Origin of the sequence: Streptomyces sp. NPDC088252 (assembly GCF_044740965.1) — a bacterium.
Taxonomy (GTDB): domain Bacteria; phylum Actinomycetota; class Actinomycetes; order Streptomycetales; family Streptomycetaceae; genus Streptomyces.
On the sequence record NZ_JBIURS010000009.1, the window covers coordinates 257,422 to 280,420 of the forward strand.

Here is a 22,999-nt window from a genome sequence, read left to right on the forward strand (position 1 = left end):
CACCGGCTCCCACGGCCCGGCCCGCCGACCGGGACACCGCCCTACCGATTCACCTCCCCGACCGCTTCGGCCGCCCGACCGCACAGGCAGGCCGGCTCACCGCTCCGACGAACTCCCGACCGGTTCACCACCCCGACCGGGCTCACCGGCCGCCGGCGACCAGCAGCGGAGCCCCGCCCGGCGCGGACGCGGGCCGGCCGTTCGCGGCGGGCACCCCTAGCAGCGGCGACGCCGGGACGGTGGAGAGCAGACCGCGCGCCGCCAGCTCGGGTGTCACGCCCTCGCCGAACCAGTACGCCTCCTCCAGATGCGGGTATCCGGACAGTACGAAGTGCTCCACACCCAGCGCGTGGTACTCCTCGATGCGGTCGGCGACCTCCGCATGACTTCCGACCAGCGCGGTGCCCGCACCGCCCCGTACCAGACCGACACCCGCCCACAGATTCGGCGCGATCTCCAGCTTGTCGCGTGAGCCGCCGTGCAGCGCCAGCATCCGCTGCTGCCCGACCGACTCGCTCCGCCCCAACGCCTGCTGAGCGGCGGCGATCGTCTCGGGATCGAGATCGCCCAGAAGCCGGTTGGCCGTCGCCCACGCCTCGCGCGAGGAGTCGCGGGAGATGGTGTGCAGCCGGATACCGAAACGGACCGTTCGGCCCTGCTCCCGCGCCAGTCCACGGATCCAGTCGATCTTCTCCTTCACCGCCGCCGGGGGCTCGCCCCAGGTCAGATAGACATCGGCGTGCGCGGCGGCCACCGGCCCCGCAGCCGCCGACGACCCACCGAAGAAGATGTCCGGCAGCGGGTCCGGCGGCAGCGCGGTCAGTCCGCCTTCCACCCGGTAGTGCTCACCGTCGAAATCAACAGGCCGTCCGCTCCACGCACCCCGCACCACCGAGAGGAACTCCGCGGTCCGCGCATAGCGCCGGTCGTGGTCCAGATGGTCGCCGAAGCGCCGCTGCTCCGTCGAGTCGCCACCCGTCACCACATTGAGCAGCAACCGTCCCCTGGTGATCCGCTGATACGTCGCCGCCATCTGCGCGGCGAGCACCGGCGAGATCACACCCGGACGGAACGCCACCAGGAACTTGAGCCGGTCGGTGTGCTGAGCCAGGGCGACCGTCGTCAGCCAGGCGTCCTCGCACCAGGTCCCCGTGGGTGTCAGCACAGCCTCGAACCCCAGCTGTTCGGCGGCCTTGGCGATCTGCGTCAGATACTCGATGTCGGGCGCGCGCACCCCGCTCACCGGGGTGATCCGGTTCCGCTTGATCCCGCCGTCGTTGTATGCGTGCCGGTCGACGAGCGTACGGCCGTCACCGCCGGTGGGCAGGAACCAGTGCAGATGAACATTCATGACGTGGCCTTTCGGTACGAGCGGGGAGTCGTGGAGGACGGGGGCAGATCACGGTTGAAGCGGGTGTCGACGTAGTCCTTGAAGGAGAAGCGCCGAGGAATGAGTTTCAGATCGAAGAAGATGTCGGCGATCGCCTGCTCGGAAGCGATCGCGTCAGGGTCGACGGCAACGGGCACCCTGGTCCCGTGACTGCGCTCGACCGCGTCCAGGGCCACCTCGTAGGGCAGCCCGGTCTCCTTCGCCCACGCCTTTGGGTGTGTGAACACCGAGTCCTGCGCCCGCTGCAGGCGGAGCAGCAGGTCGCCGATGGCCTTGGACTTCCTGCCGTCCTTCAACGCGGAGGGCGAGGCCACCTGGAAGCTGAGGCCGTTCACCACACCTTCGCCGGTGGTCAGCACCCGGGCCTTCGCGCCACGGAGCACCTGAGAGGTGTACGGATCCCAGATGGCCCAGGCATCGACCTTGCGCCGGCTGAACGCGGCCGGCGCATCGGTCGGCTGAAGGTACTTCAGCTTCACGTCCGTGACTCCGAGTCCCGCCTTCCGCAGCGAGGCGACCAGCTGGTAGTGGGCGGGGCTGCTCTGTCGACGCCCAGCTCGGTCAGCAGCCGGGAGCGCAGCGCACCGAACGCGGGGCCGCCGACGGCGCGCGGCCGGTCCAGGGCGACGGGCGTCTCGTATGCGATGACTCCGTCCCGCATCACCAGCGCACGGTCGGCCAGCAGCAGCGCCTCGTCCACGTCATGCGTGACCAGCAGGACGGCGCAGCCGCGCCGCTGCCAGAGTTCGGCCACCAGTCGCTGAGCCCTGATCCGGGTCCACGCGTCCAGCGCGCCGAACGGTTCGTCGAGCAGCAGCAGATCGGGCTCGCGGACCAGCGCCCGAGCCAGAGAGGCGCGTTGCGCCTCTCCCCCGGAGAGCGTCCTGGGCCATGCGCCGGACCGCTCCGAGGGGCCGACTTCCATCAACGCACGTTCCTCCAGCGCCCGTTCGGGCCTTCCGGGCAGCCCGAACAGCACATTGCGCCACACCCGCTTCCACGGCATCAACCGAGGTGCCTGGAAGGCGACCGCCCGCCGCCTCGGTACGAGCACGGTGCCCTCGATCTCCCGGTCCAGCCCGGCGAGTACCCGCAGCAGAGTCGACTTCCCGCAGCCGCTGCGGCCGAGGAGCGCGGTGAAGTCGCCGGCGTGCAGGCTGAGATCGAGCCCGTCGATGACGGCCCGGCCGTCGAAGGAACGGGTCAGTCCCTCGACCCGCACGGCGATCTCCGGGCTGGTGGCCGGAGCGCTCGAACTCACTGGCCCGTGAACGTCGGTCGCCATTGCAGCAGCCTTTCGAGAACGCGGACGATGACATCGGCGGCGAGACCGAGGAAGGCACAGACGACCAGGCAGACGACGACGACATCGGTACGGAAGAACTCCCGGCCTGATTCATCAGGAAGCCGATCCCGGCATCGGCGTTGACGGACTCACCGAAGACCAGAGCCAGCCATGCTGTGGCGAGTGAATGGCGCAGCCCCGTCATCGCCCCGGGCAGTGCGCCCGGCAGCACCACGTGCCGCGCCCAGCCGTGAGACGGACACCAGCGCGAGCGCCGTTCCGGCAACACCCCCGAGCGCCAGCCCAACACCACCCGCTGCAACGAGATCCCCATCGCCGACGGCAGCGTCCCGTCGGCGATCAGATCCGATCCGGCACGGGCGATGGCGCCGGGCGACGCCAGCACATCGGGGTGCAGGACTCCGGTGGCGCTGAGCACCTGCCACGGCGCGAGAAGCAACAGCGGCCCTACGGCACGCCGTATCCAACGGGGTACCGCTCGCAGGCGTACACCTCGGGCGGAAGCCGGTACGAGCGGCTCCAGATCGAGCGACCGGCGAGCGGACAGCACAGATTGTCCATCGCATTCTGAGGACATATCCGGTGGGACGAGAGCATGGCCGGTGGTCATGAGGGCTCCATTGAGCAGTCCACGGACGGGGGAGCCACACCCGGCCGCACGCGTATGTGAACCGCTGCCGTGATCACGGCACGGCGGCTACGGCTCGCGGTCGATGGTGCGGCTTGTGCCGGGGCACGTGCGAACAAGCACGTACAGCTGAGGGGACGGGCGGCCGGTCACCGAAGAGGGAGGATCCGAAAGAACGTCAGCAACCGCGGCGACAGGCGGCGGAGGCCACCCGCAGCAGGTCGATGTGACCGCGCGAAGTGAGCAGGGCTGAACGGAACATGGCGCCGAACGTAGCGATCCATGACTGAAGCGGTCAATGGTGTCTCGGCACGTGGACGCGCGATCTCGCCGCCAGAGCGAGAGGATGGACCCATGCCCCACGCCTTCACGACGAGCGTCCTGCACATCACCACCGGAGCGACGGAGACCGTCACCGACCTCACGCACGACTGCGAGCAGTTCCTCGCCCGGACCGCCGCCGCCAGGGACGGTCTGCTCAACATCTTCGTACCGCACGCAACCGCCGGCATCGCCCTCCTCGAAATCGGATCGGGCAGCGACGAAGACCTGCTGGCCACCCTCCACACCCTGCTCCCCGCCGACGAGCGCTGGCAGCACCGTCACGGCACCCCCGGTCACGGCCGCGACCACGTACTTCCCGCCCTCGTCCCACCGCACGCGACACTGCCGGTGATCGGGGGCAGGCTGGAACTGGGGACGTGGCAGTCGGTGTGCCTGGTCGATACGAACAGGGATAATCCGGAGCGTCAGGTCCGGCTGTCGTTCCTCGGGTAGCGGCACGGCAGGCGCGATATCCGGCCGTGCCACGTGGCAGTCGGCGTGACAGGAGCAGTGCCGAGCCGATCTCCGCCGGCCGGTCCGCGAGGTCCGGGGCCGGCCCAGGCAGCCGCTGCGGACCGCGTGGTCGACCACGGTGAGGACCGCGCACAGGGTGATCTCGGCCCCGGCCGTGTCGAGGCCCGGCTCGACCTCGTCGAGGACGCGGAGCCGGAGGGCGAGGCAGTCGCGCTGTGCCTGCTTCGACGCCTTGCGTCCCCTCTCCGGCAGCTGGTCGGGTCCGCCGATGAGCAGATCGATCAAGTGGCTGTGCTGGAAGTCGAATTCGATGTACGAGCACAGCAGGAAGTGCAGGCTCTCGTCAGGGGTGGTGGCGCGGGCGAGCGCCGCGGCGGTGCCGGCGCGGGCCACCGCTGGGACGAGGAGGTCCGTCCTGGCGTCCCCGTCCCCCCGCGACTACCGGAGCAGCCACGCCGGAAACGATCCCGCAGCCCTCTTCGCCGAGCGCGTCGCCGAGTACCGGGCCACCGTGATCCGCACGACCGAGGAGGGGGCGGAGGCGGTTCTCTCATCCGTGAGAGGGAGGCCTCCCGTGCGTCCGGGGCTGCTGCAGTCGGGCCGCGAGCTCTCCCGGCAGGTCGTCCCGGTTCGCCGGAGTGAGCCGGACGACCTCGATGTCGGCGCGCCGCTTGAGGGTGTCGGTGAACGGATCGCGGTGCGTGTGGACCGTTGCGACGACGTCGACCTCTGCGACGAACAGCGCGCCGACCGCGTGCCGGAACTCCGTGCACGCCAGTTCCATCCGCCCCAGCTCGTCGATGAGGACCAGCCGCCCTGTTGTCTCCTCGGTCGCTGCCGGCCGAAGCGACGTCAGTGCCAGTCCTTCCATGACGCCCAGGTCGACGCCGTACTTTCCTACCCGTGGCGGACCGGGCAGGTCGACATGGGCGAGCACCTCCCGCCGGCCTGCCAGGGTCTCCAGGGCGAAACCGACGCGGGCGCCTGATTGCCGGATCTCCTCCGTGGTGAAGCCGGTGGCCGCGTCAGTGGGCAGCAGCGCGGCCAGTCGGCGGAGGGCGGTCGTCTTGCCCGCGCCGGGGCGGCCTTCGAGCAGGATCCTTGTGGGCACACTGCCATCTTCACCCCGCTTCCGGAAGCGGCCCGGGTGGGCTCGGCCGAACGGGGGATTCGGGGCGCGGACCGGTGCCGGTGCCGCCGTTGCGGGTATGGCGGCGCGCATGAGCGGAATTGAACTCAGCAGCACCGCGTTCGACGACAGAACGGTGATCCCCCGTCGGTACAGCGGGGAGGGTGAGAACATCTCACCGCCCCTGACCTGGTCGGGGGTGCCCCACGAGGCCATGGAGCTGGTGCTCCTGTGCGAGGACCCGGACGCGCCGGGGGCGACCTTCCTGCACTGGCTGGTGACCGGCATCGATCCGAGGACCGCCGGGGCGGCGGAGGGCCAGAAGCCCCAGGGGGGCCTTCCGTGGCCCAATGGCTTCGGCCGCGTCGGCTGGGGAGGGCCGATGCCTCCACCGGGGCACGGGCCGCACCGCTACTTCTTCCGCCTGTACGCCCTGTCCGAGCCACTGCCGCTGCACGACCACCCGGGCGCCGAGGACGTGCACCGTGCCCTGAAGGGCAGGGAGCTGGCCTCCGGCACCCTGGTCGGGACCTATCAGCGCTGACGCGTCAGTGCTGGTCGTAGCCATGGGCGCCGTACAGCCGGACGAACCGGGCCGCGGTGACCATCCTGCGGTGCACCAGGCCGCGGGCCCGCCGCTCGTACAGCTGGACGTGCTCCTGCCCACCATGCCCGATCGGCTGGACGGGCCGGCCACCGGACCGGAGCTGGTCCACGAGCGGCTCAGGCACTCGCGGGAAGGCCGCGCAGACGATGACGGCGTCGTACGGGGCACGGGCCGGCATTCCGAGGGTCCCGTCGCCGAGTACGACTTCGGCATTGCGGACGCCCTGCCCGGCCAGCCGCAAGCGGGCCTCGTCGACCAGGTCGGGCCGGCGCTCGACGCTGACAACGTACGCGGCCAAGCGGGCCGGCAGCGCGGTCTGCCAGCCGTATCCGGTCCCGACCTCCAGGACCCGTTCGCCTCCGGTGAGGCCGAGAGCGGCGACCATCATGGCGATCAGCGAGGGCTGGGTGGTCACCTGCCCGTGGGGGAGCGGCACAGGCGTGTCCCGGTACGCGGATGCCACCTCGTCCGCGGGGACGAATTCCGCCCGGGGGACGCTCCGTACGGCCTCCAGGAGACGGTCGTCGGTCACGCCCACGGCGCGGGCCGCGCGGACCAGGTCCTCGGAGGTCCCTTCATGGGGCATCGGACCGCGGGGCCGCGTCACAGCCGATGGGTTCGTAGTGGTCCGAGCCGGGCCGCTCGGCCGTCGGCTCGGTGAGCCGGCCCTGCTGATCGAGCCACCGGGCGGCGGACCGTCGTCTGTTCCAGGGAGTACCCCAGCGCGTCGGCCGACGCCGGCAACGCTACCGTCCAGGTCTTGGGCGGGGTGATCAAGACGTCCGTCTCCTCCGCGCCGCACCTGCTCCTGTCCATGCGCCCGACCCGCCGTTCATCCGCCGCACTGCCGCTCCAGCCCAGTGTCGGCACGTTCCGCGCGCGGCGCGATCCGGGACGGTCGGGCGCAAGGGGCGACCCGTGAACCGGGAGACGCGGCGCGCCGGAGTCAGGACGGGGTCCCCGGGTCCGTGTACCGCAGCAGGGCGCCCACGCCCTCGTACAGCCTCAGCTCGTTCTCCGGTACGACGACCAGCTCGGCACCGGTGCCGACGAGGGCCCGGACGAGGGCCTCGTCGGCGCGTTCCTCGCGCGGGGCCCGAACGCCGAAGGACATCAGCTCCGCCTCGGTCAGGGCGAGCTGAGTGGGCTGCGAGCCCGCCCAGAGCCGCAGCGAAGAACCTGGCGGCCGGTTCAGCAGCAGTGCCGCGACCTGGCCGCGCTGGAGGGCGGCGACGGTCGCGGCCAGCCCCTCCGTCATGGGTCCCTCCAGGGCACGCCGACCGATGAAGATGTCCACGAGTTCCCGGTCGTGCGCGGCCATGCGGCCGCGGAAGACGCCGTCGAGCTGCGGCTCCAGCAGGGCGCGTCCGGTGTCGGTGGGGGTCCGGCCGCCCACGCGTACGACCCTGTCCCGCAGGGAGTGCGGCAGGCGGCGGATCAGTACGTTGCACGCCCACTCGTCCCCGCCCACGACGACGGCGTCGGCATGGGCGCGCCGCGCCCGTTCGTCCAGCCGGTGGCCGAGCCGGAGGGAGGTGCGGTGCCAGGTCGCCACCGCGACCCTGCGGTGGAGCCGCTCACCCGGGGTGACGGTGGACGCGGGCCAGGTGCCGGTCTCTGCCTCCAGAGTCACCCAGCCGTGGGTCTCGGCGGTCGGAAGGCCGCCGTAGTGGACGACTACGGCCATGTAGGGGATCTCCGGAACGTGCTGGGTGACCAGGGGCATCGCGTCCGGCAGGGTGCTGTAGCGCGCGGAGTCGCGTTCGGGCGGCCTGGGCAGTTCCCCGTCCAGGACGAGTGTGCCGTGGGCGGCGAAGATGGCCTGACCGTGCACCCCGGGCACCTCTGTGTCGGCACCGACCGCCTCCTCCAGTACGTTCAGCAGCGCCCGGTCCGAACCCTGACGGGACAGACTCTCGCGCAGCCGCCGCCAGCGCAGCGCGATCGCCCGCTCGGGATGCTCGACGTCTCGGGAGGTATCCACGTACACGGAGGCGAACGGGCCCGGCTCCGCGTAGAGGGGTTCAAGAAACGACAACCTCATCGCCACTCCTCGTCGATGGTCTCCGTCTCCCCTCCTTCGATGATGCGCGCCCCGGGGGCCGATGGAGCCCGACCAGCGCAAAGCGGTGCGGAACGCGGGGCGGACGGGCGCCGGCCGGCAGCAGCGGGCCCATCGTGAGCATGGTGGCGGTGACCAGGCCGTCCAGCACCGCCAGGCCGCGGGCAGGGACAACAGGGCGCTGAGCAGTGGCGGCGATGGCGGCCCGGGCCCATCCCGTCCCGCGAGTACCTGGTGCTCGGCCACGGCGCCATGACCTGCCAGCGCTCCATCCGCCCCGGCGACCACCTGAACACCCAGCGGCCTCCGACCCCGGGACCGCAGCCTCCGATCGTTGCCATGGATCACCCATTGGGGCTGCGGCGGGCCTGTCGGTAGGGTCGGGGCTGTCTTGACGGAGGCCGATGGATGCGAACATCAGCAATACGGACCGTCAGGTGCGGCCGAGTTTCATTGGTTGGCCGGTCGCCCCGGTGGGACTGCGGAGGCGAACTCCGGCCGCATCGAATGAGCAGCGCGTGTGGATGCAGAATGGTGGGCGATGGCGGCCGGCAGGCTCTTCGTCCGCTCGTGGTGCGCGGGGCATTGCCCTGCTGGCCGGCCAGGTCGGCGGCTTCCGAGCCATGTGGTGCGGCGATGGTCCGGCAATGGCCCGGATCTTGATCCGGGGGCGTGTGGTGATGGGCCGTACCGTGCGGTGTTCCACGACACGACCAAGCCCGCCCTGCTCCTCTTGGCGGGGCTTCGTCGTGGGTGGCACGGGAGCAGCCCTGGGCTCACTGTTCGTCACCCGCTTTGCTCTGCCGTACTGCCCTGCGGCTAGTTTGTGTGCAGGACAGGTACGCAGGCCCGTGGCGGCAGAGGTGCACGGGGGACGGGAGGTCGGGAAGAGTGTCGCTGCGCGGAGGTGATCCAGCCGAGATCGGCGGTTATCCGCTTGAGGCGCGACTCGGCTCGGGGGGCATGGGCACGGTCTTTCTGGCCCGTACGAGCTCGGGGCGACCTGTCGCGATCAAACTGATCCACCAGCAGTTCGCGGGGGACGACGAGTTCCGCATCCGTTTCCGGCAGGAGGTGGCGGCGGCGAGGCGGGTGAGCGGCGCGTTCACCGCCGCCGTGGTCGACGCCGCCCCTGAGGCCGAGCAGCCGTGGATGGCGACGACCTATATCGAGGGGCACACGCTCGCCCAGCGCATCGCGACGGAAGGCCCGCTGAACGGAGCGGAGCTGAGAAGGCTCGCCATCGGGCTGGCGGAGGCGCTGCGCGACATCCACCGGGCGGGGGTCGTCCACCGTGACCTGAAGCCCTCGAACGTCGTGCTCTCGCCCGAGGGCCCGCGCGTCATCGACTTCGGCATCTCGCGTGCCGTGGACCAGCAGACGCTGACGATGACAGGGCGGGTCATCGGTACGCCGCCCTTCATGTCGCCGGAGCAGTTGCAGGCGCCGCGTGGTGTGGGTCCGCGGTCCGATGTCTTCTCGCTGGGGACGCTGCTGGTGTACGCGGCGACGGGCCACGGACCCTTCGACGCGGACAGCCCCTACATGACGGCGTATCAAGTGGTGCACGAGGAGCCGTTGCTGGACGCCGTGCCGGTGGCCTTGCGCGCGGTCGTCGAGTCGTGCCTGGCCAAGGAGCCCGAGGGACGCCCCTCGGCGGACGAACTCCTCGTGCTGCTGCGGGACCTGCCTGCCGACCTCGGCGGGACCGACGCGAAGGGGGTTGGCGCGGGCCGCACCCGCGACATGATCACCCAGCATCACTTCGCGATGCGGGCCACCCCGGCGCCGACTGCCCCGGCCGGTCCCGACACAGGGAGCACTGGCACACCCATCGGCCGCCGTCTGCGTCGCCGATGGCGCCCCGTACTCGCGGCCGCGGTCGCGGTGGCAGCGATCGGTGGGGGAGTCGCCACGCTGAAGGCGGGCGGCTTCGGGGGGAACAGCGGCGGACACAAGGGCAACAGCGTCGCGGCGCCGGGTGCCGCACTTCCGGACGGCTTCGGGCCATGGCGCAGGACTGTGCCGGGCGGTCGCGAGGACATCCCCGACGAACTGCGTTGCGTCGCACGCGGCGACGCGCTGTTCTGCGGGGGCGGCGGTGTTGTCGCGACCCGTATCAGGGCCTCGGACGGCTCGCGGGTGTGGACGGCGAAGAGTCCGGGCGTCCCCGTCCAGGGCATGCATCTGGTGGGCGCCACCGACGACACGGTGCTCGGTTACCGATTCGCCGCCCAGGACGCCCCGCAGGACCCTCGCAGTGAGGTGGTGGCCATCGACGCGAACAATGGCCGGGAGCTGTGGTCCGTGCCGTCCGGCGCCCAGTCGAAGGCTGTCACGGGTCGGACTCAGGACGCCCTTGTGGTCGGTTCCGCGGTTGTGACGGTCGACGCTTCCAACTCCCGCTTCGAGGCCCGGGACGCGCACAGCGGTGCGGTTGCCTGGAAGACGCCGTTCCCCGTGGGCACACAGTGCGCTCCCGTCCCGGTGGGCACGCAGCTCTTCGCGATGTGCGCGACGGATGCGGAGGTGGATGCCCTGGAGGTGCGCCACCCCACCCTGTACCCGGTCGACCGCGCTTCGGGGACACTGGGCAGGCCCATCGCGGTCAACGGCCCCGCCGTGCCGATGGGCGTCGCCAACGGCAGGCTCGTACTCCTTCAGGTGCACATGGAGGGAACGGCCCTGGCCGGCTACGACGGGGTGGCGCGGGTCCACCCGGCCTCGCGGAAGGTCACGTACTCCCGACTGGCCGAGACATACTCGGGGACGCCGGGAATGACGGACGGCACCCTCTACGTGAGCAGCCAGACCGGTCTCGTCACGGCGCTCGACCCCGCGACCGGCCGGACGAATTGGTTCCGGCAGACGGGCGTGGAGGGCGCGTCGGGTCCCGTGGCGGGAACCGACGCGCTGTATTTCAGCTCGGCCACCGGCCGGGTGGTCGCGCTGTCGCCGCACGATGGCAAACCTCTGTGGGCAACGGATCCGCAGGCCGATGGTTTGACGGGGGAGCAGGGCGCAAGCCCGCGCGTGACCGTCGCGGGGCGTGCGGTGATCGTGGCCGCGGCCAAGAACACTCTCTTCGCCTTCGACGCGCGGATGCCGCCGAAGTCGGGCTGATCCCGGCGGAACCGGTCGCCTTCCTCGCCGTGCGGACACTTCAGCGGCGCACTCGGTCGCTTGCGCAGCGAGGTCGCGTCCTGTGCGAGCGCGACGCACCCGTAGGGCAGGCGGCGATCCCGCTGCATCAACATCAACGTGCAGTCGGAATGAGGTCGGGACGACGGTTGCGGCACGGTGCTCGGGGGCCGTGCTCGGCCAATCACCGGACGCCGCCTTCACGGCAGGGCGGGACCAGCGCATCACCGGAGAATGACCCTGGGACCGAGTGCGCCTGACGATGAGTCAGAGCTGTGGCCGGTTCTGGTGGAAGTCCACGCAAGTGGCGAGTCCCAGGTGCATGCGGCGGCCCGGGACCCGTACGTCACGTACCTGTCGGCGGGGCCCGGTGAGGAGGACGTTCCCGTCCGCGGGGCCGGCCGTGCCCTCGGGCGGACGGTGAGCGGTGCTCGCTGCCGTTGCCGGTGCGGCCCCGACGGCTCTGGCGTCCGACCATGACGGTCGGGTCCGCGGCGGGCTCCTGCTCGAAGGTGTGGCCCGTGGGGCGACGGTGGACCCGATGCGGCGTTCCGGTGTGCCACGTCGGCGACGGGACCGGCTGCGCAGGAGTCCCGCGCTCGCTCGCCGTCTCAGGCTGCGCCGCGGGTGTCACCGGCCCGGTCGTTCCGTGATCCAGCGCGCGGCGAGCAGGCCGGACGACGCGGTGAGGGCGGCGGCGGTGAGGACGGTCGTCCGCAGGCCGAGTGCGTCGGCGAGGATGCCCGCGGCGAGGGCTCCGGCCGCGTAACCGAGGTCGCGCCAGAATCGGTAGGTGCCCAGCGCGTTCGCCCGCCAGGCGGGGTGGGCGTGGTCGGAGACGGACGCGATGAGCGCCGGGTAGACCATCGCGGTGCCGATCCCGAGGGCTACGGCGGAGAGGACACCCGCGAGGAGCGGACGGTCGAGGATCGCCAAAGCGGTGAGGAGGCCGCCGGCTTGGACGAGCATGCCCGTGACGATGAGAGGTTTGCGACCGATCCGGTCCACCAGGTGGCCGGCGGGTATCTGCCCCATGCCCCACAGGAGCGGATAGAGCCCCTTGATCAGGCCGATGGCGGCGATGCCGAGCCCGTGGTCGGCGAAGAGCAGCGGGAAGACGCCCCAGGTGAGGCCGTCGTTGAGGTTGTTCACGAGGCCGGCCTGGCTCGCGCCGCGCAGGGAGCGGTCGCGCCACGATGTGCGCGCGAACACTGCTGCGAATGAGGGGTTCCGTTCCTCGGGGGTCCGGGCGGGCGGCGTCCGGGACAGTTCGAGGGCGACATGGGCGCTGGTGTCCCGCACCAGGAGCGAGAGACCGAGTCCGGCAGCGACGAAGAGGATGCCGATCGCCTCGGGGGCCGGCCGCAGGCCGTAGGAGGCTGCCAGGTAGCCGGTGAGCAGCGCCGTCGTCCCGACCGCGACGTAACCGGCGGCCTCGTTGAGTCCGGTGGCCAGACCCCGGCGCGCCGGCCCCACGAGGTCGATCTTCATATTCACGGTCATCGACCACGTCATGCCCTGGTTGACGCCCAGCAGGACGTTCGCGGTCAGGATCCACCACCAGGACGGGCCCCACGCCAGGACGAAGGGCACCGGAACGCCGACGAGCCACCCTGCCAGGAGGATCTGCCGACGTCGGAAGCGGGCCGTGAGGGCGCCTGCCGCGAGGTTGGTGAGGGCTTTGGCGAGGCCGAAGGCGACGATGAAGGAGAAGACGGCCAGATTGCTCGTCAGCCCGAAGACATCGGTGCCGATGAGTGGAACCGTGGTGCGCTCCAGGCCGACGAGTGAACCGACGCCGGCTGTGACGATCACCAGCAGAGTGAACTGAGCCCAGTTCTCCCGGAGGCCCAGCCGCACCCCAGGTGTGGGCGAGACCGCGCCGGTCCGCTGTTCCATCGCTCCTCCATTCCGATCAGGATCAGAAAACCCGCAGGCCAGAATACCCCTATGGGTATTTTTTCGTGTGAGCCAGAATACCCCCAGGGGTATTTGACTTTCCGCTGCCGGACTGCCTACGGTCGGAGCAATCAATACCTATGGGGGTATCCGAGAGCAGGAGATCTTCATGCGTGAAGTGGATCTGATCGTCTTCGCTGCGGAGCTTGCGAACGGCGCGTTCGTGATCGATGTCCCGGAGCCCGACGAGTACCGGGCCGGCCATGTGCCCGGCGCGCACCCCGCGCCGCCGTCCGCGCTCGGCGCCGTCGTGAGTGCTCTGCCCGGGGACCGGAGCGTCTCCGTGATCTGCGCGAGCGGCAGCCGCAGCCGCCGGGCCACCGAGCACGTCGAGGCTCTCGGTGCGGGCGCCGTCCCGGTCGCGGGCGGCACCGCCGCAGGGGTACGGGCAGGTCACTCCCTCGACCACGGCGCTGCGGCCGCCGAGTCGGCCTGAAGCCTCGACCCCGGACCCATTCGGAAGGCGCTGTCGCGCCTTCGGCCAACACTCCGCACCCGGCCGGGTGCGCGTCCCCCGACGGAGGTTCCACCGTGCTCTTCACCCAGTACTACCTCGACTGCCTGTCGCAGGCGTCGTACATGATCGCCGACGAGACGACCGGCCAGGCCGTGGTCGTCGACCCACGCAGAGACGTCTCGGAGTACCTGGCCGACGCCCGGGCGCACGGATTCACCGTCGTGGGCGTCATCAACACCCACTTCCACGCCGACTTCGTCGCCGGGCACCTGGAGATGGCCGACCGCACCGGCGCCTGGATCGGCTACGGCCGCCGTGCCGAGACCGAGTACCCCATCCGCAAGCTCGCCGACGGCGAACGTGTCTCCCTCGGCGATGTCACCCTGCAGATCATGGAGACCCCGGGGCACACGCCCGAGTCGATCAGCGTCCTCGTGTACGAGCACGCCGATGACACGGTTCCGTACGGGGTGCTGACCGGCGACGCCTTGTTCATCGGCGACGTCGGCCGCCCCGATCTGCTCGCTTCCGTGGGCGTGACCGCCGACGAACTCGGTGCGATGCTCCACGACAGTGTCCAGAACAAACTGATGGCACTGCCCGACGCGGTCCGGGTCTTTCCCGCCCACGGCGCCGGCTCCTCCTGCGGCAAGAACCTCTCCACCGAGAAGCAGTCCACCATCGGGGAGCAGCGCGCCACCAACTACGCGTGCGTGCCGATGAGCCGTGAGGACTTCGTCGCACTCGTCACCGCCGGCCAGTCCGCCGCGCCCGGCTACTTCGCCTTCGACGCGGAACTCAACCGCAAGGACCGTCTCCTGTTCGACTCGGCCGCGGCGCCACGGCCGCTGTCCTTGGCCGAATTCACCGAACTGCGCAGGGCGGGGGTGGTCGTGGTCGACGCCCGTTCCCCGCAGGAATTCGCCAACGGCCACCTGCGTGGGGCGGTCAACGTCCCCGTCGAGGGCCGGTTCGCGGAACAGGCCGGCACCGTCCTCGATCCGGCCGACGAGCTGATTCTCATGGCTCCGGAGAACCGGGAGGAGGAAGTCGTCACCCGCCTCGCCCGTATCGGCTTCGACCGTGCGGTGGGCTACCTGCGCAACCCCGAGGACTCCCTCAAGGCGCTGACCGGGGAGGTCGCTCCCGCGAGCCGCCTGGCCGCCGCGCAACTGCGCACCGCCCTGCGAGGAGAGAACCCTCCGCTCGTCATCGACGTGCGAACCTGCGGAGAGCGCAGCGCGAACGGCTTCATCGAGGGCGCCCTGCACATGGCCCTGAGCGAACTGCCCGAGCGCCTGGACGAGATCCCCGCCGACCGCCCCCTCGTCCTGCACTGCGCCGGTGGCCACCGCTCCTCGATCGCGGCCAGCCTCCTGCGCCGGCGCGGCTTCGAGGACGTCTCCGACATCCTCGGCGGCTACTCCGCCTGGGCCCTGTCGGCGGAACCCGCCGACGTCTGACCGCTCTGCTCCCGCAGTCTCCCGGCGTGCCCTGGGCGGGGAAACCCCTGCCCAGGGCGGTTGCTCGGGCCATCAACCACCACCCACGCATATGAACTCTTCGAACGGAGCCCCTCATGACTGAGAAGTCCGCCCGGACCTCCTCGATCACCCCCGCCGTCCTGCACCGCCTCGTGCAGGAGGAACGCGCGCCGCGCATCCTCGACGTGCGCACGTCCGGTGAGTTCCGCACGGTCCACATCCCCGGCGCCTGCAACGTGCCCCTCGACACCCTGCGTGAGCACCGGAACGAACTGCTGGCCCACCTCGACGAGGACATCGTCCTGGTCTGCCGCTCCGGGGCCCGTGCCGCCCAGGCCGAGAAGGCTCTGGCCGAGGCCGGCCTGCCGAACCTCCGTGTGCTGGAGGGCGGCATCAGTGCCTGGGAGATGGCAGGCGCTCCCACGAACCGCGGCGCCGACCGCTGGGACATGGAGCGCCAGGTCCGGCTCGTCGCCGGCTCGATCGTCCTCGCCACCGGGGTGGTGGGCCTCTTCGTTCCCGGCGCGCACCTCGTCGGAACCGCGGTCGGCGCCGGCCTGACGTACGCGGCTCTGAGCAACTCCTGTGCCATGGGCGTCCTGTTGTCCAAGCTCCCCTACAACCGCGGACCGCGCACCGACATCCGCAAGGTGATCACGGAACTGCGGGGCACGTCATGACCGTCCTGGTCGTCGCGGCGTCGCTGTTCGTCGGAGTCAGCCTCGGCGTTCTCGGCGGCGGAGGCTCGATCCTGACCGTGCCGATCCTCGTCTACCTGGCCGGACAGGGCACCAAGGAGGCCATCGCCACCTCTCTGTTCGTCGTCGGTGTGACCAGCGTGGTCGCCCTGATCCCCCATGCGCGTGCCCACCGGGTGCGGTGGAGGACCGGCCTGCTCTTCGGTGCCTTCAGCATGGCCGGTGCCTACGGCGGCGGCCGGGTCGCCGAGTACGTCCCCGGTACCGCTCTCCTCGTCGCGTTCGCCCTGATGATGCTCGCCACGGCGGTGGCGATGCTTCGCAAGCCGCGCAGAGGCGCCGAACCGAAGCCCCGGCACCGTGACCTCCCTCTGAAGCACATCGCTGTCGAGGGTCTGGTCGTCGGCGCCGTCACGGGCCTGGTGGGCTCCGGTGGTGGCTTCCTCGTCGTGCCCGCACTCGCGATCCTCGGTGGGCTGCCCATGAGCATCGCGGTGGGCACCTCGCTTCTCGTCATCGCCATGAAATCCTTCGCCGGACTGGCCGGACACCTCTCGGACGTGCAGATCGACTGGGGCCTCGCCCTGGCCGTCACCGCGGCGGCCGTCGTCGGCAGTCTCCTCGGCGCGCGCCTCGCCGGTCGCATTCCGCAGGACACCCTGCGCACGGCCTTCGGGTGGTTCGTCGTCGTCATGGGCGTCTTCGTCCTCGCCCAGCAGCTCAGCACCGCCATCCGGACCCACCCCGTCACGTGGGCCGGACTCGGCATCGCGCTTCTCGCTGCCGCCGCGACACGGACACGGCAGGCCGGACGCGCACCGCACCGACGCTCCGCCGAGACGTCCCGGACGCGTCCGGCTGCCGCGGCAGGACACCACGAGACGGGCGGAAAGAAGTAACGTATACCCCCTGGGGTATTCGGGAATGGTTGGAGGAGGGACTCCGTGCAGGTGGAAGAAGAGACCGTGCGACCCTTCCTGTACCGACTCGGGCGGGCCCAGGGGCAGTTGGCGGCTGTCATCGCGATGGTGGAGGCCGGATGCGACTGCAAGGACGTCGTCACCCAGCTCGCCGCGGCGTCCTGCATGAACGACCGGCCGCGGCACAGCGGCGTGCACGCCACCGGCGAGGGCACCGGCCGACGGCGACGGTGACTACTGCATGAACCGTGGCAGCCACTTGGCCCGGTAGTCCGGGTGGCCGGCGTGCTCCGCCGCCATCTGCCGGACGGCGAAGCCGAGGCCGACAGCTCGGCCGGACGGGAAGTCGTGCTCGGGTCGGTCGGTGTCCCTGTCGGCGATCTCCGCGTATTCATCGAGAAGAACCCTGCTCGTCTCGATGCGCCGGGACGTACGCGCCGGATCCTGGAAAGCGATATGCCGGTCGAAGCCGCGCCCGCGCAGGACGAACGCGATGCCGCCGGAGCGGTCGTGGACCTCACCGGTCACGTCGGCCGGGCACCGCCAGCTCTCGCCGCCCGCCGCCTGTGCGATCTGTTCCTCCTCTGCGAGGCGCGCCCGAACGAAGTCGATCATCTCGGAGTTGTCTGTCATCGGGGCTACGGATCCTTCACCGTCTTGGCTCCCTGCCGGGAACGGCACCTGCTGCCTGCTCGGTCCCTGTTCGCTCACCCGGGCCGCCGGACGACGATACCGAGTCGGAAGCCCGGCACAGCACCCACGACGTGACGGTTCCTGCCCGAGTTTCGTCGCCGGTCGCAGCCCGGCAACGCGCCCGGTCGCGGCCCGGTGACCGGCGGAGCGATCACCGGCCGTCTACGATCACTGACCGCGACAGGAGAGGAGAGCCGCCCATGACCTCCGTGCGCGGAACATCCGTGGACATTCCCACACAGGACGGTGTCGCCGACGCCTACCTGGCCCACCCCGACGACAGCAGTCCCCACCCCGCTGTGCTGGTCTACTCGGATGCCTTCGGGCTCCGTCCGCGGCTGAAGAAGATGGCCGATCGTCTGGCCGGGGCCGGATACGTGGTTCTGGTGCCCAATGTCTTCCACCGTCATGGGCGAGCGCCGGTGGTCGAACTTCCCGACTTCATCGACCCGGCCGCACGCCCCGAGCTCTTCGAGCGCATCGGCCCGATGATGCAGTCACTGACACCCGATGCGGCGATGCGCGACGCGGACGCCTACCTGACCTGGCTGGCCGAATCGCCCCTGACCACTGACGGGCCGGTCGGCGTCACGGGATATTGCATGGGCGCCGGACTGGCCCTGCGCACCGCGGGCACGTACCCGGATCGGGTCGCGGCCGCGGCCGGTTTCCACGGCGGGCGCCTGGCCACCGACTCCGCCGACAGCCCGCACCTGCTCGCCGGCCGGATCACCGCCGAGCTGTACTTCGGCCACGCCGACCAGGACTCCTCGCTGCCCCCCGAACAGATCGACCGCCTCGACGACGCCCTCACCTCAGCGGGTGTACGCCACCGCAGCGAGGTCTACCCGGGGGCGCACCACGGTTTCACCCAGGCCGACACCGCCGCGTACGACAGCACGGCGGACGAACGCCACTGGACGGCGCTGACGGCGCTGCTGGACCGCACCATCGGACCCGCACGCGGTTGAATCGCGGCGCTCGCGCCACGGACATACGGTCGGCAGGGGCACAGGTGCCACGCACAGCCCGGTGCGCGGCTCGCGCACCGCAACTGCCGAACGGCCGGATCAGCAGTCGGGACAGGAACGACCGGATCGGAAGGCAGGACGAGAGAGGAGGCCGCGATGTCGGCCGAGAACACCACCACTGTCTCCCTCGGGCCCGACAGCGGCCTGGACCAGGTCTTCCAGCTGGCTCAGCAGCTGCGCGTGGACTCCGTGCGCGCCAGCACGGCCGCCGGGTCCGGGCACCCCACCTCCAGCCTGTCCGCCGCAGATCTGATGGCCGTTCTCATGACACGCCAGTTGCGCTACGACTGGCAGGACCCGAAGAACCCGGGCAATGACCACCTGATCTTCTCCAAGGGGCACGCCTCCCCGCTCCTGTACGCGATGTTCCTCGCGGCCGGTGCGATCGGCGAGGAAGAGCTGATGGCCACCTACCGCCGCGACGGTGCCCGTCTGCAGGGCCACCCCACTCCGGTGCTGCCCTGGGTGGACGTGGCCACCGGCTCTCTCGGCCAGGGCATCGCCTACGGTGTCGGCATCGCACTGGCCGGACGCGACCTGGAACACGAGTCGTACCGGGTGTGGGTGCTGTGCGGCGACAGCGAAATGACCGAGGGATCGGTCTGGGAAGCCCTGGACAAGGCGGGCCGTCACCGCTTGGCCAACTTCGTCGCGATCATCGACGTGAACCGTCTCGGCCAGAGCGGCCCCACGGAGCTGGGCTGGGACACCGGCGCCTACGCCCGTCGAGCCGAAGCCTTCGGCTGCCGCGCCCTCGTGGTCGACGGCCACGATCTCGCCGCCGTCGAACAGGCCCTGGCCGCCGCGGCCGACGGGCAGGCCCCCACCGTCGTCGTCGCGAAGACCGTCAAGGGGCAGGGCGTCCGGGAGGTCGCCGACGCCGAGGGCTGGCACGGCAAACCGCTGCCCGCCGACCTCGCCGCGCGCGCCGTCGACGAACTGGGCGGCGTGCGTCACCTCACCGTACGCGGACCCCGTCCGCCCGCCCCGCCCGCCGCCGCCCAGGCCCTTCCCGTACCGGTGACGCTGCCGCAATTCCGGGTCGGTGACACCGTGGCCACCCGCGTCGCCTTCGGCAAGGCGCTCGCCGCGATCGGTGCTCGGCCAGACATCGTGGCCCTGGACGCCGAGGTGGGCAACTCCACCCACGCGGAGGACTTCGGCAAGGCGCACCCCGAGCGGTACTTCCAGACCTACATCGCCGAACAGCAGATGATCGCCAGCGCGGTCGGCATGGCCGTACGGGGCTACCGCCCCTACGCCACCACCTTCGCCGCCTTCCTCACCCGAGCCCATGACTTCATCCGCATGGCCGCCGTCTCGCAGATCTCCATGAGTCTGTGCGGAACCCACTGCGGTACCGAGATCGGCGCCGACGGCCCCTCCCAGATGGGCCTGGAAGACCTCGCCATGATGCGGGCGGTCCACGACTCCACCGTGCTCTACCCCAGCGACGCCACCTCCGCCACGGCCCTGACCGCCGCCATGGCCTACCTGGACGGCATTTCCTACCTGCGCACCACCCGGGGCGCCTACCCCGTCCTCTACGCCCCCGACGAGACCTTCCCCGTCGGTGGGTCCAAGACCCTGCGTGCGAGCGACGGCGACCGGGTCACCCTCATCGGTGCCGGTGTCACCCTCCACGAATGCCTGGCCGCCGCCGACCGGTTGGCCGACGACGGCATTCCCGTCCGGGTCATCGACCTGTACTCCGTCAAGCCACTGGACCTCGACACACTCGCCCACGCGGCCCGGGAGACCGGCGCGCTGGTCGTCGTCGAGGACCACCACCCGGAGGGCGGCATCGGTGAGGCCGTGCTGTCCGCACTCGCCACACAGCGACTCGCGCCCACCGTCGTCCACCTCGCCGTGCGCAACCTGCCGGGCTCCGGCACCTCCTCCGAGCTCCTCGACATCGCGGGCATCTCACGCACCCACATCGCCCGGACCGCCCGCGACCTCGCCGCCCGCTGAGCACCGTTTCCCGCCACGGCCCCGTTCCGGGCGACGCGGCATCGGGCCCGGAGGCGATCGCCCTGACCGAGGTCACGAACGACTCGGACGACGGTGCGCAGCGCGTCCACGACGACGTCCCACCCCGTGGCGGTCGGCACGGGAGCGGCCGGCCCGAAGCCGCTCGTGCGGGCCGGCACCGTCGGATGCCACCGGTGCACCGGTCCGCCCGCCCTTCGGCGGGCAGACCCTCGGCTTCCTACGAACGCGACGCCGGTACCTTCAACTTGTCCCAACTGGCCTTTCCCGGCTCCCCGTCCGCGTCCTTGCCCCTGAAGCCCAGCTTGTGCTGCCACGCCGCGTACGACTTGCGGTCCGCGTCGGTCCACTCGGGCCCGGGGCCCTGCTCGTAACGGCCGCAGCCCTCCGCGACCAGGCGCTTGCCCATGGCGGTGATCAGCTGGTCGCGACGGCCGGCCCGGAAGAAGGCCGTGCCGGGGAACGGCTCGTACGAGGGCCGGGGTCCGGTCGGCGGCCGGGTGCCTCCACCACCGCCCGGCTTGTGGTTCCGCAGGCGGTCGGCGATACGGGCACGCATGCCGTCCATCGTGAAGCCGCGCGGGTCCTGCTTGCCCGGCTGCCACTCCTTGTGGCCGATGACGGAACGCTCGCTCCAGCCGTGGGCCCGGCAGATCGCGGCCGAGACCTTCTCGATGGCCGCCTTCTGGGCCTCCGGCCAGGGGTCCTTGCCATTGCCGAGGTTGACGCACTCGAAGCCGTAGAAGTGGCGATTTCCATCGGTGTCGGCCTGGTTGTCCGGCGGCAGCTTCCGCTCGTCGACGACGGCGCGCAGGACGTCACCGTCGCCGAGGCCGGCGTGGTTGGCGCGGCCGTTGCCGACCATGTGGACGTGCCCCTGCTTGTCGATCACACCGTGGCACAGGGGGCCCGGCAGGCCCGAGTAGCCGTTGTAGCAGATGTCCACGGATGCATCGGTGCCCGAGGTGACGGTGTGGTGGATCATCACACCGTTCATCGGACCCCACGGACCCTTGGTATTGCGGTTGTGCGTGCGCCAGTTGCGAACCTCATGGACCGTCAGGCCCTCCGCGCGCAGTATCTCCACCAGCTTGGACGCGCTCAGTGGCGTGGCCATCACTTGTCTCCTTCCACTGCGGTCTCCGCCTCGGCGGTGGTCTGGGACCGGGGTCCCGCCGGGGCGTCCTGAGCGGCCTCCGCCGCGTACTCCTCGTCGGCCGCGAGCGCTTCCGCGGCGAGCGCCGCCTCGTCCGCAGCCGGCGCGACGTGCGCGAGCGGGGCGAAGACGAGACGCAGATCGACGGGGGCGTCCTCGCCCTTCACCAGGGCCAGGGGCGCGAAGTGCCGCGCGATGCCCGCGGGGGCCTGGAGCAGCGGTTTGCGGGCGTCGTTGGTGGGCCACTCGACGCCACCGGTCGCGGTGCGGGCCGGGATGATCCAGTGGTCGCCGGTGCGATAGGTGCCGCCCTTGGCGAAGTACACCTCGACGCCATCCTCCAACGACAGCCACTCGCACTCCCGGACAGCGATCGCGCCCCGCCGCAGACCGGCGGTACGGCCCCGGCGTCCGGGGCCCGTCCGGTGGTCCCAGCGGCGCAGGAACGGGTGCAGGTGGGGCAGCCGCCCCACACCCGGCTCCGGTTCGGCGGACAGTCGCACCCGACGGGCCGGAAGGTCCAGCTCCTCGACCCGCAGCAGGGGCAGGGCCTCCAGACGTGAGGCGTACGCGGTGTCGGTGAACTCCACCTGGTCGCCGACGTCCAGGTCCAGCTTGTCGTCCTGACCGAGAGTGGCCAACTGCACCCAGGTGCCGTCCAGTTCGTCCACCGGGTAGACGACCGAACCGTTCTCGCGCGACCACTTGAACGTGGCGTCCCCGGCCGGTCCCCCCTCGTGGATCTCCACCCGGTACAGCTGGTTCTCCGGGCCGCGGTACCGGGCGTCGGGCTTGACCAGGCACGGGTCCCCGTCCGCGTGGTCGGGCCGCTCGGCGCGGGCCGCGAGGTGCGCCGAGGGGGCGCTCCGGGCGAGCGCCCACTGGGTGAACTTCTCGCTCACCTCCTCCTTCGACGGATCGGTCTCCTCGATGCCGAGCTCGGCGAGCGTCAGCGCGAGGACCTGCCAGACGACCTTCGCGCGCGCCGCCGTGTCCGGCATCGCCGAACCGAGCGCCACCTCGCGCAGCGCCGGGTCCTCGGCCGCGGTGACCGATCGTTCCCACACCTGCAGATAGACCACGAAGGGCACTTGAGCGGGCGACGGCAGCCGGTCGCCCGGCCTCTCCGGATCCCGGAAGCCGTCGGGCTGGTCCCAGTACGTCCAGAACGCGGAGGCCGCGCTCGCCTCGGCATCGTTGTCCGTGGCGCCCTCGTCCGCAACCGGCACACCGGGCGCGATCCGGTCCGCGTCGCACAGGATGCCGTCGACGTAATAGCGGCCGCCGTAGATGTTCAGGGTGTCGATGTCGTGCTTGCCGCCCACGTACTGGATGCGGAAGCCCGCGGCGTCGCGCGGGGCTCCGTGCCGGCCGATCAGATCGGCGGCGAGCGTACGCACCCGGTGCAGCTCCATCGCGGCCTGCTCGTTGGCGTCGGCGTCGAGCTGGACGCGGCCCTGCTGGGAGATGACCGCGGAATAGTGCCGCTCCGGGCGGAACGTGGAGCGGGAGAGATCAGCGTGCATGAAGGGAGTCCCCCTGGTTCAG

The 22,999-nt window shown here is 71.0% G+C and carries 20 protein-coding genes and 2 pseudogenes; 10 read left to right on the forward strand and 12 right to left on the reverse strand.

Features of this window, described 5'->3' with window-relative positions; all coding sequences use genetic code 11:
• Positions 1 to 142: 142 nt before the first annotated feature.
• The 5 genes and pseudogenes from ACIOHC_RS20810 to ACIOHC_RS20830 all read right to left on the reverse strand — a co-directional run bounded on the left by ACIOHC_RS20810 (position 143) and on the right by ACIOHC_RS20830 (position 3,586).
• Positions 143 to 1,351: an LLM class flavin-dependent oxidoreductase gene (locus ACIOHC_RS20810; RefSeq protein WP_389637456.1), complete on the reverse strand. Its 1,209-nt coding sequence runs from the start codon at positions 1,349 to 1,351 to the stop codon at positions 143 to 145.
• Positions 1,348 to 1,935, reverse strand: a pseudogene (locus tag ACIOHC_RS20815) (ABC transporter substrate-binding protein); the annotation flags it as partial. The gene ACIOHC_RS20810 and the pseudogene ACIOHC_RS20815, both read right to left, overlap by 4 nt.
• Positions 1,866 to 2,675, reverse strand: a complete 810-nt coding sequence (locus tag ACIOHC_RS20820; RefSeq protein WP_351080658.1) for an ABC transporter ATP-binding protein — start codon at positions 2,673 to 2,675, stop codon at positions 1,866 to 1,868. The pseudogene ACIOHC_RS20815 and the gene ACIOHC_RS20820, both read right to left, overlap by 70 nt.
• Positions 2,648 to 3,306 (reverse strand): annotated as a pseudogene (locus ACIOHC_RS20825) (ABC transporter permease). Before ACIOHC_RS20825 ends, ACIOHC_RS20820 begins: the two are co-directional and overlap by 28 nt.
• 196 nt (positions 3,307 to 3,502) lie before the next feature.
• Positions 3,503 to 3,586, reverse strand: a complete 84-nt coding sequence (locus ACIOHC_RS20830; protein WP_350692898.1) for a putative leader peptide — start codon at positions 3,584 to 3,586, stop codon at positions 3,503 to 3,505.
• A gap of 92 nt (positions 3,587 to 3,678) precedes the next feature.
• On the opposite strand from ACIOHC_RS20830, the gene ACIOHC_RS20835 reads away from it, so the two are divergent.
• Positions 3,679 to 4,101, forward strand: a complete 423-nt coding sequence (locus tag ACIOHC_RS20835) for a secondary thiamine-phosphate synthase enzyme YjbQ (RefSeq protein WP_351080660.1) — start codon at positions 3,679 to 3,681, stop codon at positions 4,099 to 4,101.
• 571 nt (positions 4,102 to 4,672) lie between these two features.
• Here ACIOHC_RS20835 and ACIOHC_RS20840 read toward each other — a convergent pair.
• Complete coding sequence (locus ACIOHC_RS20840) at positions 4,673 to 5,233, reverse strand: nucleoside-triphosphatase (protein WP_351080662.1); 561 nt, start codon at positions 5,231 to 5,233, stop codon at positions 4,673 to 4,675.
• A gap of 109 nt (positions 5,234 to 5,342) precedes the next feature.
• Here ACIOHC_RS20840 and ACIOHC_RS20845 point away from each other — a divergent pair, with 109 nt between their 5' ends.
• A complete protein-coding gene (locus ACIOHC_RS20845) occupies positions 5,343 to 5,795 on the forward strand; it encodes a YbhB/YbcL family Raf kinase inhibitor-like protein (protein WP_351080664.1) in 453 nt (150 codons plus the stop codon).
• A gap of 4 nt (positions 5,796 to 5,799) precedes the next feature.
• On the opposite strand, the gene ACIOHC_RS20850 is transcribed toward ACIOHC_RS20845, so the two are convergent.
• A complete protein-coding gene (locus tag ACIOHC_RS20850; RefSeq protein WP_351080666.1) occupies positions 5,800 to 6,444 on the reverse strand; it encodes a protein-L-isoaspartate(D-aspartate) O-methyltransferase in 645 nt (214 codons plus the stop codon).
• A 360-nt stretch (positions 6,445 to 6,804) separates the two neighbouring features.
• Entirely contained in the window at positions 6,805 to 7,902 is a 1,098-nt protein-coding gene (locus tag ACIOHC_RS20855; protein WP_351080667.1) for a hypothetical protein, read from the reverse strand.
• A 909-nt stretch (positions 7,903 to 8,811) separates the two neighbouring features.
• Here ACIOHC_RS20855 and ACIOHC_RS20860 point away from each other — a divergent pair.
• Entirely contained in the window at positions 8,812 to 11,043 is a 2,232-nt protein-coding gene (locus ACIOHC_RS20860) for a serine/threonine-protein kinase (RefSeq protein ID WP_351080669.1), read from the forward strand.
• Positions 11,044 to 11,691: 648 nt separating this feature from the next.
• Here the strand turns inward: ACIOHC_RS20860 and ACIOHC_RS20865 are convergent.
• Positions 11,692 to 12,960: an MFS transporter gene (locus tag ACIOHC_RS20865; protein ID WP_365692381.1), complete on the reverse strand. Its 1,269-nt coding sequence runs from the start codon at positions 12,958 to 12,960 to the stop codon at positions 11,692 to 11,694.
• Positions 12,961 to 13,129: 169 nt separating this feature from the next.
• Here ACIOHC_RS20865 and ACIOHC_RS20870 point away from each other — a divergent pair, with 169 nt between their 5' ends.
• From ACIOHC_RS20870 to ACIOHC_RS20890, 5 genes are all read left to right on the forward strand, one after another.
• Positions 13,130 to 13,456: a rhodanese-like domain-containing protein gene (locus ACIOHC_RS20870; protein ID WP_351080672.1), complete on the forward strand. Its 327-nt coding sequence runs from the start codon at positions 13,130 to 13,132 to the stop codon at positions 13,454 to 13,456.
• Between the two features lie 95 nt (positions 13,457 to 13,551).
• Positions 13,552 to 14,940, forward strand: coding sequence for a rhodanese-like domain-containing protein (locus ACIOHC_RS20875; RefSeq protein WP_351080674.1), 1,389 nt, complete (start codon positions 13,552 to 13,554; stop codon positions 14,938 to 14,940).
• A 116-nt stretch (positions 14,941 to 15,056) separates the two neighbouring features.
• A complete protein-coding gene (locus tag ACIOHC_RS20880) occupies positions 15,057 to 15,641 on the forward strand; it encodes a rhodanese-like domain-containing protein (RefSeq protein WP_351080676.1) in 585 nt (194 codons plus the stop codon).
• Entirely contained in the window at positions 15,638 to 16,558 is a 921-nt protein-coding gene (locus ACIOHC_RS20885; protein WP_351080678.1) for a sulfite exporter TauE/SafE family protein, read from the forward strand. The genes ACIOHC_RS20880 and ACIOHC_RS20885 overlap by 4 nt, the downstream gene beginning before the upstream one ends.
• 45 nt (positions 16,559 to 16,603) lie before the next feature.
• A complete protein-coding gene (locus tag ACIOHC_RS20890; RefSeq protein WP_401843440.1) occupies positions 16,604 to 16,813 on the forward strand; it encodes a metal-sensitive transcriptional regulator in 210 nt (69 codons plus the stop codon).
• Here ACIOHC_RS20890 and ACIOHC_RS20895 read toward each other — a convergent pair whose 3' ends face one another.
• The gene (locus ACIOHC_RS20895) at positions 16,814 to 17,212 is read right to left on the reverse strand and encodes a DUF6221 family protein (protein ID WP_351080680.1); all 399 of its coding nucleotides are present in this window, start codon (positions 17,210 to 17,212) and stop codon (positions 16,814 to 16,816) included.
• A 260-nt stretch (positions 17,213 to 17,472) separates the two neighbouring features.
• Here ACIOHC_RS20895 and ACIOHC_RS20900 point away from each other — a divergent pair, with 260 nt between their 5' ends.
• A complete protein-coding gene (locus ACIOHC_RS20900; protein WP_351080682.1) occupies positions 17,473 to 18,243 on the forward strand; it encodes a dienelactone hydrolase family protein in 771 nt (256 codons plus the stop codon).
• 156 nt (positions 18,244 to 18,399) lie between these two features.
• Positions 18,400 to 20,277 (forward strand): transketolase, encoded by a 1,878-nt coding sequence (locus ACIOHC_RS20905; protein ID WP_365692379.1) that lies wholly within the window; start codon positions 18,400 to 18,402, stop codon positions 20,275 to 20,277.
• A 238-nt stretch (positions 20,278 to 20,515) separates the two neighbouring features.
• Here the strand turns inward: ACIOHC_RS20905 and ACIOHC_RS20910 are convergent, their stop codons facing one another.
• Both ACIOHC_RS20910 and ACIOHC_RS20915 read right to left on the reverse strand, forming a co-directional pair.
• Complete coding sequence (locus tag ACIOHC_RS20910; RefSeq protein ID WP_351080686.1) at positions 20,516 to 21,412, reverse strand: peptidoglycan-binding protein; 897 nt, start codon at positions 21,410 to 21,412, stop codon at positions 20,516 to 20,518.
• Entirely contained in the window at positions 21,412 to 22,977 is a 1,566-nt protein-coding gene (locus tag ACIOHC_RS20915; protein WP_351080688.1) for a DUF6519 domain-containing protein, read from the reverse strand. Before ACIOHC_RS20915 ends, ACIOHC_RS20910 begins: the two co-directional genes overlap by 1 nt.
• Positions 22,978 to 22,999: the final 22 nt, after the last annotated feature.